Source organism: Actinomadura sp. NPDC047616 (genome assembly GCF_040642915.1).
Lineage (GTDB): Bacteria > Actinomycetota > Actinomycetes > Streptosporangiales > Streptosporangiaceae > Spirillospora > Spirillospora miaoliensis.
Genome location: NZ_JBEYTB010000006.1, coordinates 299628 through 313678, shown reverse-complemented (window position 1 = coordinate 313678; position 14051 = coordinate 299628). Strand labels below are relative to the sequence as shown.

At 73.5% G+C, this 14051-nt stretch carries 11 protein-coding genes; 4 read left to right on the top strand and 7 right to left on the bottom strand.

Annotated elements, in window-relative coordinates; genetic code table 11:
* Window positions 1–90: 90 nt before the first annotated feature.
* Window positions 91–801 carry a 4'-phosphopantetheinyl transferase superfamily protein gene (locus ABZ801_RS17245; protein ID WP_360698675.1) on the bottom strand — a complete coding sequence of 237 codons (711 nt, stop codon included), beginning with the start codon at window positions 799–801 and terminating at the stop codon, window positions 91–93.
* A 398-nt stretch (window positions 802–1199) separates the two neighbouring features.
* A complete protein-coding gene (locus ABZ801_RS17240; RefSeq protein ID WP_360698673.1) occupies window positions 1200–1991 on the bottom strand; it encodes a hypothetical protein in 792 nt (263 codons plus the stop codon).
* Between the two features lie 164 nt (window positions 1992–2155).
* Between ABZ801_RS17240 and ABZ801_RS17235 the strand changes: the two genes are divergently transcribed.
* Both ABZ801_RS17235 and ABZ801_RS17230 read left to right on the top strand, forming a co-directional pair.
* Complete coding sequence (locus tag ABZ801_RS17235; protein ID WP_360698671.1) at window positions 2156–3775, top strand: ATP-dependent DNA ligase; 1620 nt, start codon at window positions 2156–2158, stop codon at window positions 3773–3775.
* Between the two features lie 50 nt (window positions 3776–3825).
* Window positions 3826–4938, top strand: a complete 1113-nt coding sequence (locus ABZ801_RS17230; protein ID WP_360698669.1) for a PLP-dependent cysteine synthase family protein — start codon at window positions 3826–3828, stop codon at window positions 4936–4938.
* Window positions 4939–4980: 42 nt separating this feature from the next.
* Here the strand turns inward: ABZ801_RS17230 and ABZ801_RS17225 are convergent, their stop codons facing one another.
* From ABZ801_RS17225 to ABZ801_RS17205, 5 genes are all read right to left on the bottom strand, one after another.
* Window positions 4981–6273 carry a site-2 protease family protein gene (locus ABZ801_RS17225; protein WP_360698667.1) on the bottom strand — a complete coding sequence of 431 codons (1293 nt, stop codon included), beginning with the start codon at window positions 6271–6273 and terminating at the stop codon, window positions 4981–4983.
* 97 nt (window positions 6274–6370) lie between these two features.
* Window positions 6371–7102, bottom strand: coding sequence for an FCD domain-containing protein (locus ABZ801_RS17220; RefSeq protein WP_360698665.1), 732 nt, complete (start codon window positions 7100–7102; stop codon window positions 6371–6373).
* 92 nt (window positions 7103–7194) lie between these two features.
* A complete protein-coding gene (locus ABZ801_RS17215) occupies window positions 7195–8778 on the bottom strand; it encodes an amino acid permease (RefSeq protein ID WP_360698663.1) in 1584 nt (527 codons plus the stop codon).
* A 35-nt stretch (window positions 8779–8813) separates the two neighbouring features.
* Window positions 8814–9542: an HAD family phosphatase gene (locus tag ABZ801_RS17210; protein ID WP_360698661.1), complete on the bottom strand. Its 729-nt coding sequence runs from the start codon at window positions 9540–9542 to the stop codon at window positions 8814–8816.
* Window positions 9539–10495, bottom strand: a complete 957-nt coding sequence (locus tag ABZ801_RS17205) for a phosphotransferase (RefSeq protein ID WP_360698659.1) — start codon at window positions 10493–10495, stop codon at window positions 9539–9541. Before ABZ801_RS17205 ends, ABZ801_RS17210 begins: the two co-directional genes overlap by 4 nt.
* Window positions 10496–10717: 222 nt before the next feature.
* Here ABZ801_RS17205 and ABZ801_RS17200 point away from each other — a divergent pair, with 222 nt between their 5' ends.
* Both ABZ801_RS17200 and ABZ801_RS17195 read left to right on the top strand, forming a co-directional pair.
* Entirely contained in the window at window positions 10718–11452 is a 735-nt protein-coding gene (locus ABZ801_RS17200; RefSeq protein WP_360698657.1) for a GntR family transcriptional regulator, read from the top strand.
* Window positions 11453–11553: 101 nt separating this feature from the next.
* Complete coding sequence (locus ABZ801_RS17195; protein WP_360698655.1) at window positions 11554–14019, top strand: FAD-dependent oxidoreductase; 2466 nt, start codon at window positions 11554–11556, stop codon at window positions 14017–14019.
* The last annotated feature ends 32 nt before the right edge of the window (window positions 14020–14051 follow it).

The following is a 14051-nucleotide window of genomic DNA, read 5'->3' as shown; positions in this document are numbered from 1 at the left end:
CCACCGGACGCTCAGACCCGCGGAACGTTCAGGGCCGCGCGCGTTCAGGGCCGCGCGCGTTCAGGCGCGCGCGTTCAGGGGCGCGCGCGTTCAGGGGCGTGGGGCGGGTCTGAGCAGGTCGGCCGCCGAGCGTTCGACGACCGGGACGCCCGGCGGGTGGTCGAGCAGGGCGATGGCCGCCGCGTAGCCCTCGCCGGGGTCGAGCGTGCGCATGACGATCCGTCCCGGCATGTCGGGACGGCGGCCCCACGCCAGCAGGCCGGGCGCCTCGGCGGCGGGCGACACGGTGACGTCGGTCAGGGGGACGCGCAGCCCGTCCCCGGTGGCCTTGACCACGGCCTCCTTGCGCGTCCAGTACGTCAGCAGCTCGTCCCGGCCCATGTCCGGGCCGCCGGCGGACGCCTCGATCTCGGACGCGCCCAGCACGTGCCGGACGATGCCGGCGCCCAGCTCGCGGTCGGCGGCCTCCACGTCCACACCGACCGGCCCGTGCGGGGACAGCGCCACCGCCACCCGGTCGCCGGAGTGCGACACCGACACGTGCGGCCCGCCCTCGACGACCGGACGCCCGTGCGGCTTGCCGCAGTCCGCGCAGGCCCGTGAGATCGGCACCCGCTCCGGCGGCAGCCCGCGCAGCGCGCCCACGGCCAGCCGGGTCACCGCCACGCCGAGCGTGAACCGGTTCCGGTCCGCGTCCCGCAGAAAGCGGTCACGCCGGCCCCGCTCCACCGGGTCGAGCAACGCCACGTGCTCGGCGCCCGCCCAGCCGGGCTCGCCCCACCAAACGGTAACCGGTTCCACCTTCACTCCATTCCTACGGGCCGTCGACATTCGTCAGGATGACGATTGAGGAAAGCCGCCGCAAAGAGGACGGCGGCCGATTTTCTGCACGGGTTCGCGCGGCGGCCGCCCCGGGCGCCGGACGATTGGTCCGCGTCCGGACCGGCAAAGGCCGCGGAACGGATGCTCCATTCCGCGGCCTTGTGGTCGATCCGCCTCACCTGCGGCTACCTCACCCAGGACACTCCTGTCCGATATGCGGTCACGTCGCCGATCTCCTCCTCCCCAGGCGCTCGGCGCCGGTGGGCCCGCCATGGGCACGGGCCCCGACCGGTGTCTTTCCTCCCCTTTACGAAAACACCTTAGTTTCCCTTGACAGCGAATATGCCATGATCGGCCGATTGAGGTCAGAAACCAAGTTAACCGAAGCGGCCGCGTACTTCTCGCGCGACCGCGCCGGCATTGCTCAGGCAAGCGTTCTCCCGATCCCGTGCGGCCGCCGCGTCGCGGGCCTGCTCGCTGTAGGCGACCGTGACGACCACGTTGCGGATGCGCATCGTGACCTGCCCCACCACCGTCGGCTGACCCTTGTCCATCTTGAACCAGCGGAACGCCTCGTCGCCGAGGCCGCGCTCACGCTCCAGGCGGACGGTGCGCTCCAGTGTGGCCTCGTGGGCCTGCGTCCACTGCGCGCCGTAGTAGCTGCGGGCGTCCTGCACCGGCGTGGCCGTGTCGGCCGGCGCGTACAGGTGGGCCTCGACGCGCAGCCAGCGGAAGTCCTTCCCGGTGGACGAGTACGTGCAGGTGGTCAACGTGCTGTTGGAGCTCTCGCGCTGCTGGGCGTTCGGCACCAGCCGCGCGACCGTCGCCCGCGGCACGCTACCGCACGGCGGCGGCAGCGAGGTGATCGGGTGGGCCGTGTCCGGCGACGGCGACGCGGACGCCCGCGACCGCGAAGGGGAAGGCGAGGGCGACGACGTGGGCGTGGCACCCGGATCGGTCACCGACCCGCGGTCCTCGTCCGGCGGCGACGACGTGGACGCGGCCCGCTCGCCGTCGTCCCCGCCCGGCGCCAGGACGAACACCGCCCCTGCGGCCAGCGCGAACGCCACCAGCGCGACCACCACGGCCAGCAGGCGCGGCCGCCGTCCCGACGGCGGCTCGGGCGCCGAGTAGACCCGCTGGAACTCCGACGGACGCGGAAGGCCCACTCTCCCGCTCCTCACTCCCGGCCGTCCGCGGCACGCGTCGCGCGCCCCGCGCGGGCCCGGGCATCGCACCACCCCTACCCCAGGCAAGGTAATAAGACGAGCAAGGTACTGACCAGGGCCCCCGGAAGCGCCAATTGTCAGACTCCGAAGCCACAATGGGTCGTGTGTTGCTGGAGCGGATCGCCCGTACCTCGGGGTCGGTGGCCGGGACGTCGGCGCGCAAGGCCAAGGTCGGGGCGCTGGCCGAGTGCCTGCGGGCCGCGGCCCCCGACGAGGCGCCCATCGTGGTGGCCTACCTGTCCGGTGAGCTTCCGCAGCGCCAGATCGGGGTCGGGTACGCCGCGCTGCGCGATCTGCCGCCGCCCGCCGCCACGGCGACGCTGACGGTCCCGCAGGTGGACGCGGCGTTCACCGAGATCGGCGCGGTGTCCGGCAAGGGCTCGGTGGCCCGGCGGCGCGAGCTGGTGGGCGCGCTGATGGCCCGCGCCACCCATGCCGAGCAGGACTTCCTCATCCGCCTGCTGGCCGGTGAGCTGCGCCAGGGCGCGCTGGACGGGGTGATGGCCGAGGCGATCGCCGCGGCCGCCGGGGTGCCCGCCGCCGAGGTGCGGCGCGCGGCCATGCTGCGCGGCGCGCTCGGCCCGGTCGCCACCGCCGCCCTCGCCGAGGGCGTGCCGGGCCTGCGCGCCTTCGGGCTGCAGGTCGGCCGCCCGATCCGTCCCATGCTGGCGGCCTCCGCCCCCACGCTCGACGAGGCGTTCGCCAAGCTCCCCGTGGGGGAAGCCGACCAGGCCGCCGACGCCGCCGTCGAGTGGAAGCTCGACGGCATCCGCGCCCAGATCCACATCCGCCGCGTCCCCGCGCACGAGGACGGGCACGGGCACGACGACGCGCGGCAGGACGCCGGCCGGGTCGAGGTGCGGATCTTCACGCGGACGCTGGACGAGATCACCGAGCGGCTGCCGGAGGTCGTGGAGGTGATGCGCGGGCTGCCGGTGCGGGACGCGGTGTTCGACGGGGAGCTGATCGCGCTGCGTCCGGACGGGCGGCCGCACCCGTTCCAGGTCACCGCCGCGCGCACCGCCACCCGCACCCGCAAGATCGCCGAGCCGGTGCCGCTGTCGGTGTTCCTGTTCGACGTGCTGCACCTGGACGGCGTCGACCTGCTGGACGCGCCGGGCGCCGAGCGCGGCGCGGCGCTGGCCCGGGTGGTGCCCGGCGACCTGCGCATGCCGCGGCTGGTCACCGGCGACCCGGGCGAGGCCAAGCGGATGTTCGACGAGGCGGTGGCGCACGGCCACGAGGGCGTGGTGGTCAAGTCGCTCGCCTCCCCCTACACCGCGGGCCGCCGCGGCGCCGGGTGGATCAAGGTCAAGCCGCGCCACACCCTCGACCTGGTGGTGCTGGCGGTGGAGTGGGGGCACGGCCGCCGCCGCGGTTTCCTGTCCAACCTGCACCTGGGCGCCCGCGACCCGGCCACCGGCGGGTTCGTGATGCTCGGCAAGACGTTCAAGGGCCTGACCGACGAGCTGCTGGCCTGGCAGACCGAGCGGCTGCGGGCCCTGGCCACGCACGAGGACTCCTGGACGGTGCACGTGCGTCCCGAGCTGGTGGTCGAGATCGCCTTCGACGGGGTGCAGCGCAGCCCCCGCTACCCCGGCGGCATCGCGCTGCGGTTCGCCCGTGTCCTGCGCTACCGCCCCGACAAGTCCGCCGCCGAGGCCGACACGATCGACACCGTCCGCGCCGTCGCCCCGGTGCTGGACGACGAGCCGTCGCCGTGACCCCGGGCGGGAGATATCGTGCCCGGTGAACCGGGGAGGGGAGGCCGCTCATGAGCCGCGTCGTGGACCGCTGCGATCCGGGGTCGCGGGCCTGGATCGCCGAGGCCATCCGCAAGGTCGAGGCGGACGCCGGGCGCAGCGCCGACACGCACCTGCACGTGTTCCCGCTGCCGCCCGAATGGGGCGTCGACCTGTACCTCAAGGACGAGTCGGTGCATCCGACCGGGTCGCTCAAGCACCGGCTGGCCCGTTCGCTGTTCCTGTACGCGCTGGCCAACGGGTGGATCCGGGAGGGCACGACGATCATCGAGGCGTCCAGCGGGTCCACGGCGGTCAGCGAGGCGTACTTCGCGCGGCTGCTGGGCCTGCCGTTCGTGGCGGTGATGCCGGCGGCGACCAGCCCGGAGAAGATCGGGCTGATCGAGTTCCACGGCGGCCGCTGCCATCTGGTGGACGACCCGGCGGCGATCTACGACGAGTCGCGGCGCCTGGCCGAGGAGTGCGGCGGGCACTTCATGGACCAGTTCACCTACGCCGAACGCGCCACCGACTGGCGCGGCAACAACAACATCGCCGAGTCGATCTACGAGCAGATGCGGCTGGAGCGCTTCCCCGAACCGGCGTGGATCGTGGTCGGCGCGGGCACCGGCGGCACGTCGGCGACGATCGGCCGGTACGCGCGCTACCGCCGCTACCAGACGCGGGTGGCCGTCGTCGACCCGGAGGGCTCGGCGTTCTTCGGGGCCTTCCGCGACGAGGACCCCGCCCGCACCGCCACGGGCTCGCGGATCGAGGGCATCGGACGGCCCCGGGTCGAGCCGTCGTTCCTGCCCACCGTGATCGACCGGATGATCCAGGTGCCGGACGCGGCGTCCATCGCCGCCATGCGCTGGACCGCCGAGGTCACCGGGCGCGGCGTCGGCGGCTCCACCGGCACCAACATGTGGGGCGCGGTCGAGCTGATCGCGCAGATGCGGGCGCGCGGCGAGCGCGGCAGCGTGGTCACGCTGATCTGCGACGGCGCGGAGCGGTACGCCGGGACGTACGGGTCGGACGCGTGGCTGGCCGACCGGGGGCTGGACGTCACCCCGTACCTGGAGGCGCTGCGCGCCTTCCACAAGACCGGCGAGATGCCCGTGTCATCGGACGACAGCACGCCGTGACCGAGGCGCCCGTCCGGCGGGCACGCCGGGCGGGCGGGCCCGTCAGCCCGAGAACCTGATGGGGTTGACCAGGTCGGCGTAGATCAGCAGGCCGCCCATGACGATCAGCACGGCGGCCATCACGTAGGTCACCGGCAGCGCCTTGGCGACGTCCACGTACCCGGGGTCGGGGCGGCCGAGCAGCCGCGCGACGCCCTTCTTGAGCGCCTCCAGCAGCGCCCCGGCCATGTGCCCGCCGTCCAGCGGCAGCAGCGGGATCAGATTGAACAGGGCGACCGCCAGGTTCACCGAGCCGAGCAGGGCGATGAACATGGCGAGCTTCTCCACCACCGGACTCTCGGAGGCGGCGATCTCGCCGCCGAGGCGGCTCACCCCGACCACGCCGATCGGCCCGTTGGGGTCGCGTTCCTCGCCGCCGAAGGCCGCCTGCCACACCCCGACCATCCGCTCGGGCAGGCGCAGCAGCGACCCGGCGGTGTGCGCGGTCAGCTCGCCCATGTAGTCGGCGACGGCCACCGGACCCTGCCGTTCGCGCTCCTGCAGCGGGGTGATGCCGAGGAACCCGACGTTGACGACCTTGTCGGTGTCCTCCAGGTCGTACATCTGGTTGCGGGTGACGGCGATGTTCAGGTTCATCGTGCGGCCGTCGCGCTCGACGACGACGGGCACGGTGCGGCCGCCGGAGTCGCGGATCAGCCCCTGCAGCTGCTCGTACGAGGAGATCTTGCGGCCGTCGTAGGAGACGAACCGGTCCCCCGCCTGCAGCCGCGCCTGCGCGGCGGGCGTGGGCGTGTAGTTCGCCGGGCACTCGGTGGTCTGCTGCCCGGCCGGGATGGCGCACTTGGCCACCGAGCCGATCACCGGCTGCGGGGTGGGCGTGCCGATGCCCATCAGCAGGATCGCGAAGAAGATCACGGCCAGGACCAGGTTCATGGCCGGTCCGGCGAACATGATGATGAGCTTCTGCCACCACTTCTTGGCGTAGAAGACGCGGTCCTCGTCGCCCGGCCGGACCTCCTCCAGCGCCGCGCCGCGGGCCGACTCGATCAGCCCCTGCCACGGGCCGGTGGAGATCTGCCGGACCTGCCCGGGCCGGTCTCCCCTGCGCGGCGGCAGCATGCCGATCATGCGGATGTAGCCGCCGAGCGGGATCCACTTGACCCCGTACTCGGTCTCCCCCCTGGTGCGCGACCAGAGCGTGGGCCCGAAGCCCACCATGAACTGGGTGGTGCGCACGCCGAACAGCTTGGCGAAGGAGAAGTGCCCGAGCTCGTGCAGCGCGATGGACGCCATCAGGCCCAGGAAGAGGATCAGCACCCCCGTCAGCCAGTCCACCGTGGCATCCCTCCGTGATCTCCGGCAACCCGCTCAGGGTACGTCATGAGATACGCGTCCGACCGCGTACGAATTCACCTTGGCCGCTCCGGGCCGTTCAGGCCAGGAAACCCCGCAGCAAGGCGCCCGTGCCCTCCAGGTGCTCGACGACGGCGCGGCGCGCCGCGTCCGGGTCCCCGGCGAGGACGGCCTCGACGATCGCGGCGTGCTGGACGGCGGCGTGCTCGATGTTGCGGCGCAGCACGGGGATCGCGTTGAGCAGGTCGGTGACGCGCATCCGGGCGTCGGCGCAGGCGGCGGCCAGCAGCGGCGATCCGGTCAGCTCGGCGATGGTCAGGTGGAAGCGCACGTCCAGGCGCCGGTACCCGGCCAGGTCGGCGCCGTTGACGGCGGCCAGCGCGGCGCGCAGCCGGTCGGCCTGCCCGCCGGTCAGCCCGGTCGAGGCCAGGTGCGCGGCGGCGCCGCTCTCCACGGCCAGCCGGTAGGTGAGGGCGTCGCTCAGCTCGGCGCCGCGATCGGCGGCGACCCGGGCCAGGTCGCCGTCGCGGGGACGCGGCGGCCGGTAGGTGACGAACGTGCCGCCCGCGCGGCCGCGCCGCGACTCGACGTACCCCTCCTGCTGCAGCGCGCGGATCGCCTCGCGCAGCGTCACCCGGCTCACGCCCAGGCGGGGCGCCAGCTCCCGCTCGGGCGGCAGCCGCTCGCCGTGGTCGACGACGCCCAGCTTGATCGCCTGCAGCAGCCGCTCGACGGTCTCCTCGAACGCGTTGCCCTCCCGGACGGGGCGGAACACGATCGAGGCGACCGTCGCGGGCTCGTCCCCGGTCACTTCTCCGCCCTCCCGACGCCGTCCTCGTTCCGTGGGCAAAGGGTAGACGCCGGGCCGGCGGCCCGGCCCGGCGTCCGCCCGCCGCGGCGAGGTCAGGCGGGCGCGCCCGCGCCCGGCTCCCTCTCGCCGCCGAGCACGGCCAGCTCGGTGTCGTCGAGGGTGGTTCGCGGTCCGGTGAACCAGCGGCGCGCCGACAGCAGCCACCAGCCGCCGACCAGCAGCAGCACCACGCCGAGGGCGATGGGGGCGTAATTGACCGCCGTCCAGTCGAAGTCCCCGCCGCCCGGCACCCCGGCGGGCGCCAGCGGCAGCACGAAGTACACCGAGATCACCGCGATCTCGATGACCGCGATCCAGCACATGACCTTGTACTTGGCGCCCAGCGTCCAGGGGCCGGGGCGGAAGGCGTCGCCCATCCGCAGCCGCAGCCAGATCGGGATGAGGAACGCCAGGTACAGCCCGATCACCGCGATCGACACCACCGCGTAGAACGCCACGGGCGTGCCGGTGGGGCTCTTGTAGAGGGCGGGCAGGGTCAGCACCAGCGCGGCCGCGCAGCCCATGATGATCGCGTTGACGGGGGTGCGGTTGCGGTCCACCTTCGCCCACAGCCGCGAGCCGGGGATGCCGCCGTCGCGGGCGAAGGCGTAGGTCATCCGGGACATGCTGGTGACGCAGCTCATCCCGCAGCAGAACTGGCCGATCACCGAGATCGCCACCACGATCTTGGCCGGCGCCGGGCTGAGCGCGGTGGTGAAGATCGCCGACACGGCGCCGAACTGCTCGTTGACCGCGTCGACGTCGGTGGCGGCGAACAGGAAGGCCAGCAGCAGGATCCAGCCGCCGACGCCCGAATAGGCGATGGAGCGCCACAGCCCCTGCGCGGCGGTGCGGGCCGCGCCGCGCGTCTCCTCCGACACGTGCGCGCAGGCGTCGAAGCCGGTGATCGTGTACTGGGTCAGCAGGAAGCCGAGGGGCAGCACGTAGAACCAGTACATGCCCTCGGAGAAGCCGGAGTTGTTGATCCGCTCGGTGAACACGAACGAGACGCTCTGGTGCGAGTCGGGCCCGAACACCAGGATCGCCACGACGGCGGCGACGCCGAACACGTGCCACCACACCGAGATGTTCTGCAGCAGCGCCACCAGCCGGTGCCCGAAGATGTTGATCAGCGCGTGCAGGACGAGGATCACCAGGAACAGCCCGAAGACGAAGCCGAGGTCGCCGCCCCAGTCCTCGTTCAGCATGCCCAGCAGCACGTTGAGGAAGGTGGCGGCGCCGTAGTCCACCGACGCGGTGACCGCGACCAGGCCGATCAGGTTGAGCCAGCCGGTGAACCAGCCGTGCACCGGACGGCCCATCCGCGCCGCCCACCAGTAGATGCCGCCCGCCGTCGGGTACGCCGACACCAGCTCCGCCATGCAGAAGCCGATGACCAGGATGAAGCCGGCGATGATCGGCCAGCCCCAGGCGATGGCGACCGGCCCGCCGTTGTTCCAGGCCTGCCCGAAGGTGGTGAAGCAGCCGGACAGGATCGAGATGATCGAGAAGGAGATGGCGAAGTTGGAGAAGCCGCTCCAGGAGCGGTCCAGCTCCTGCTTGTATCCGAGTTCGGCGAGCCGCCTGGCGTCGTCGTCGAGCCGCGGGTCGGCCTGTGGGTCGGGCTGTCGGGCCATGGGGCCTCCTCGTGAGGCGGTGGGCGGTTTCGGGGTCAGGGGCCGGCGAGGAGCTCCGGCCCGAGGGCGCCGACGACCGCCCCGGCCGCCTCGGCGCCCGCCTCGCTGGTGAGGTGGGCGGCGACGCAGCGCATCCCGGCGGCGCGCGCCGCCTCGATGCCGAACGGGGAGTCCTCGAACACCACGACGTCGGCCGGCCGGAGCGCGGGGCCCCGGCCGGACGGGGTGGGAGCCTGGCGGGACAGCAGGTCCAGGGCCCGCAGGAAGGTCTCGGGGTCGGGCTTGCCCGCCCGCACGTCCTCGACGGTGACGATCGCGTCGAACGCGCCGGCGAGCCCGGCCGCCGACAGCACCAGGTCGACCTCGGCCCGGAAGGCGCCGGTGCCCACGGCCAGCGGGACCCGCCCGGCCAGCGCCCGGATCAGCGCCGCCGCCCCGGGCCGCACCGGCGGGGCGTCCTGCACCCGTTCGGCGTACCGCCGCACCCGTGCCTCGATGATCCGCGCCGCCAGGGCGTCGCGGGCCGGCCCGGCGGGGGCCGGGTCGCAGCGCTCCAGGACGGCGGTGACGATGGCGGGGTCGCTGCGTCCGGCGAGGTCGGTGAAGTAGGTGTCACGTTCCAGGACGACGCCGAGGTGCTCGGCGAGGATCTCGGCGTACACCTCGTACTGCAGCTCCTCGTCGTCGGTGATGGTGCCGTTGAAGTCGAAGATCGCGGCGCGGACGCCGGGGAGCCCGGCGATCGTCAGGCCCGGCCCGGTCATCGGGCGGCCCGCACGGTGTCGATGAGCCGGCCGAGACCCGGGTCGGTGAGGTCGCGCAGGGCCTGGCCCCATTTGTCGGCGGCCTCGGCCCAGTAGTCGAACTCGGCGTCGGCCGCGTCGGCGGCCAGCAGCCCGTGGTGGACGGAGAACCACAGCGTCCACGTGTAGTTGGACGCCAGCAGGTAGAGCCGTACCCGGGCGACCAGCGCCTCGGTCAGGTCGGCGCCGAAGTAGGCCGCGGCCAGGGCGGCGGCGCGGTCGGGGTCGAAGTCGGCCTCGGCGGCGATGTTGCCCAGCTCGAAGGCGGGGTCGTTCATGCCGGACAGCTGGTAGTCGACGATCCGCACCGCCGCGCCCTCGTCGATGAGGTTCTCCGGCAGCAGGTCGTTGTGGCAGGGGACGAGCGGCAGCGGCGCGGCGTCCATGGCGCGTTCGATGCCGGCCATGACCGGCAGGTGGTCGGCGTAGCCGTCGGGCACCCGCAGCCCGTGGCGGCGGCACAGCGCGACCAGCTCGTCCTGCTTGCGGAAGATGCTGAACCGGTTGCCGAACGGGTCGGGCGCGGCGTGCAGCCTGCGGCAGGCGGCGGCGACGCGCGGGATCATGCCGGGGTCGCGCACGTCGTCCCGGCCGAGGGTGCGGCCGTCGACGAACTCCAGCAGCAGCGCGGGCCGCCCGTCGGCGTAGTCGTCGACGACCGCCAGCACGCGCGGGCCGACGCCGGCGCGGGCCGCGCGCACGGTGTTGTCGATCTCCTGGCGCAGCGGGACGCCGAGCCCGGCCTCGCTCACCGCCGGGTCGAGGATCCGCAGGACGTAGCGCCGCCCGCCGGTGTCGACGCGGATGACGCGGTGGCTGAGGCCGCCCTTGAGCGTGGTGCAGGTGACCCCGGCGCCGGACGGGTCCGGCGGCAGACCGGCTCGGGCGAGCACTTCCTCGATGGCAGCGGCCATGAACCGTCCCCATGTGAGTTCGGCGCTACATGGATTGGGCTGCCCTTAACCCATTGGAAACACGATCTGGGCGTCCGGGGGCCCGTCCATGCCCCCGAAGACGTTCGATGTCCTGGAAGTCTGCGAGCGTGAGCGGCCCGCGTCAATAGGGCGTCGACGGTTTTCTTTCGGTTCGACCTCACCCCCTTTTGGTATGTCCATTGGCGTGGTAGGAAGTCGGTCATGACGGACGGAAGCGACGAATCGCTGCGTGGCCGGGCCTGGGAGGGCGTGCTGGCGGCCATCCGCGAGGGCGGCTACCTGCCCGGCGACCGGCTGCCGCCCGAGCGCGAGCTGGCCGAGCGTCTCGGGGTCAGCCGCGCCACGCTGCGCCTGGCCCTGCACGACCTGGAGCGCGCCGGGCAGGTGGTGCGGCGGCCCGGCCGCGGCGGCGGCACGTTCGTGGCCGCGCCGAAGGTGGAGCGCGACCTGGCGCACTTCGCCGGGCTGGCCGAGTACATCCGCCGGCAGGGCCTGGTCGCCGGGACGCGGGTGATCGCGGTGGCGCTGACCGTCCCCGAGCCGCCGGTCGCCGAGGCGCTGCGGCTGGACAGGGACGAGCCGGTCGTGGCGGTCACCCGGGTGCGGCTGGCGGGCGGGGAGCCGATCGCGCTGGAACGCTCCCGCTTCCCCGCCCGGCGCTTCCCCGACCTGGCCGAGCAGGCGCTCGGCGGCTCGCTGTACGACCTGCTGCGCGACAAGTACGGCGAGTCGCCCGAACGCGCCGTCGAGCGCATCGAGCCGGTGGCCGCCGACGCCGAGACCGCCGGGCTGCTGGACGTGGCGCCCGGCACCCCGCTGCTGGCCGTGCAGCGGGTCGCCTACAACGCGGCGGGCGAGCCGATCGAGCACGCCGACGACCTGTTCCGCGGCGACCGCACCCGCGTCGTCGTCTGGACGTCCCCCGAAGAACGCTGACCCCCGGCCCGGACGCCACCCCCCGCACACGAACCGACCCCGCACGCACGAACCGATCCCGGCACGCACGAACCGACCCTGGCACGCATGAAGGGACCCCCGTGTCGAAGAACCTCCCCGGCCGCGCGCGCGTCGTCGTCATCGGCGGCGGCGTGGGCGGCACGAGCATCGCCTACCACCTGGCCGAACTGGGCGAGCGCGACGTCGTCCTGGTCGAGCGGGCCGACCTGACCAGCGGCTCGACGTTCCACTCGGCGGGCCTGGTCGGGCAGCTGCGCGCCGACCCCACGCTGACCCGCATGAACATGTACTCGGCCGAGCTGTACCGCAGGCTCCAGCAGGGCGACGACCCGCCCGGCTGGGTGGAGTGCGGCGGCATCCGGCTGGCGGGCACGCCCGAGCGGATGCAGGAGATCCGGCGGCAGATCGGCTGGGCCCGCACCTTCGGGCTGCCGCTGGAGGAGATCTCGCCGGACGAGGCCAAGGCGATGTTCCCGCTGATGAGCACCGATGGCGTGGTCGGCGCGGCGTACCTGGCCACCGACGGGTACGTGGACCCCTCCCAGCTCACCTACTCGCTGGCGGCGGGGGCCCGCGCGGGCGGCGTGCGGATCTTCACCCGCACCCGGGTGCTCGGCGTCGAGGTGAAGGACGGCCGCGTCACCGGCGTGCGCACCGACCGCGGGGACGTCGAGGCGGAGATCGTGGTCAACTGCGGCGGCATGTTCGCCGCCGAGATCGGGCGGATGGCCGGGGTGCGGGTGCCGATCGTGCCGATGTCGCACCAGTACCTGGTCACCGAGCCGCTGCGGACGCGCAGCGGGCCCGGGGGCGGGCGGGGACGGCTGCCGACCCTGCGCGACCCCGACCACCTGGTCTACTTCCGCGAGGAGGTGGACGGCCTGCTCATGGGCGGGTACGAGCGCGACTCGGCGTCCTGGTCGCTGCCGGACGACGGCGGCAACGGCCACGACGCGATCCCCGCCGACTTCAACGGGCGGCTGCTGGCCGAGGACTGGGACCGCTTCGAGGAGATCACCGCCAACTCCCAGCTGCGCGTGCCGGCCATGGCCGACGCCGGGATCCGCAAGCTGATCAACGGGCCGGAGGCGTTCACCCCCGACAACGAGTTCTGCCTGGGCGAGACCGAGGTCGCGGGATTCTTCGTGGCGGCCGGATTCTGCGCGCACGGCATCGCGGGCGCGGGTGGCATCGGCAAGGTCATGGCCGAGTGGATCATGGCGGGCGAGCCGCCCATGGACCTGTGGCACATGGACATCCGCCGCTTCGGCCCGCACTACCGGTCGCCGTCGTACACGCTCAAGCGCACGGTGGAGAACTACGAGACCTACTACGACATCCCCTATCCCGACCGGGAGCGCACGGCCGGGCGTCCGCTGCGGGTCTCCCCCATCTACGCCTGGCACGAGGCGCACGGCGCGGTGTTCGGCGAGAAGGCGGGCTGGGAGCGGGTCAACTGGTACGAGCCGAACGCGGCGGCCGGGGACGAGTCGCTGCGTCCACGCGGCTGGGCAGGACGGGCCTGGTCCCCGGCGATCGGCGCCGAGCACATCGCCACCCGTACCGCGGCGGGCCTGTTCGACGAGACGTCGTTCGCCAAGATCGAGGTGACGGGGCCGGGCGCGGCGGGCCTGCTGGAGCGGCTGTGCGACAACCACGTCGCCCGCGAGGTCGGCGCGGTCACCTACACGCAGTGCCTCAACTCGCGCGGCGGCATCGAGTGCGACGTCACCGTCACCCGCACGGCCGGGGACGCGTTCCTGATCGTCACCGGGACGGCGTTCGGCGGCCACGACCTGGACTGGATCAGGCGGCACGCCCCGTCCGACGGCTCCGTGCGCGTCGCCGACGTGACCGGGCAGTACGCCTGCTTCGCGCTGTGGGGGCCGCGTGCCCGCGACCTGCTGGCGCCGCTCACCCCCGACGACGTCTCCGACGCGGCGTTCCCGTACCTGACGTCCCGCGAGATCGTCGTCGGCGACGTGCCGGTGCGGGCGCTGCGCGTGACGTTCGCCGGTGAGCTGGGCTGGGAGCTGTACTGCTCCAGCGAGTACGGCGCGGCGCTGTGGCGGGCGCTGGCCGCCACCGGGGCGACGCCGGGCGGCTACCGGGCGATCGACAGCCTCCGCCTGGAGAAGGGCTACCGGGTGTGGGGCGCCGACATCTCCCCCGACCGCAACCCCTACGAGGCGGGGCTGGGCTTCTGCGTCAAGCTCGACAAGCCGGGCGGCTTCCTCGGCCGGGACGCGCTCGTCGCCGCCAGGGAGCGCGGCGTCGCCGAGCGGCTGCGCTGCCTGACGCTGGACGACCCGCGCGCCGTCTGCCTGGGCAACGAGCCCGTGCGCGTCGGGGACGACGTGGTGGGGCGGGTCACCTCGGGCGGCTACGGCTACACCGTGGGCACGTCGATCGCCTATGCCTACCTGCCCGCCGACCGGGCCGCGCCCGGCGCGAAGGTCGAGGTCGAGCTGTTCGGCGAGTGGGTGACGGGCGAGGTGGCCCGCGAGCCGTTGTTCGATCCCGCGAACGCGCGCGTCCGCTCTTGACACCCCGGCCCCCCGACCCGGATAAATGGACT

What these genes read in the sequence shown, in the direction of transcription:
- ABZ801_RS17230 (WP_360698669.1), top strand. Translation starts at nt 3,826, where the DNA reads ATGAGCCGCGTCGTGGACCGCTGCGATCCGGGGTCGCGGGCCTGGATC.
- ABZ801_RS17215 (WP_360698663.1), bottom strand. Translation starts at nt 8,778, where the DNA reads ATGGCCCGACAGCCCGACCCACAGGCCGACCCGCGGCTCGACGACGAC.
- ABZ801_RS17210 (WP_360698661.1), bottom strand. Translation starts at nt 9,542, where the DNA reads ATGACCGGGCCGGGCCTGACGATCGCCGGGCTCCCCGGCGTCCGCGCC.
- ABZ801_RS17205 (WP_360698659.1), bottom strand. Translation starts at nt 10,495, where the DNA reads ATGGCCGCTGCCATCGAGGAAGTGCTCGCCCGAGCCGGTCTGCCGCCG.
- ABZ801_RS17200 (WP_360698657.1), top strand. Translation starts at nt 10,718, where the DNA reads ATGACGGACGGAAGCGACGAATCGCTGCGTGGCCGGGCCTGGGAGGGC.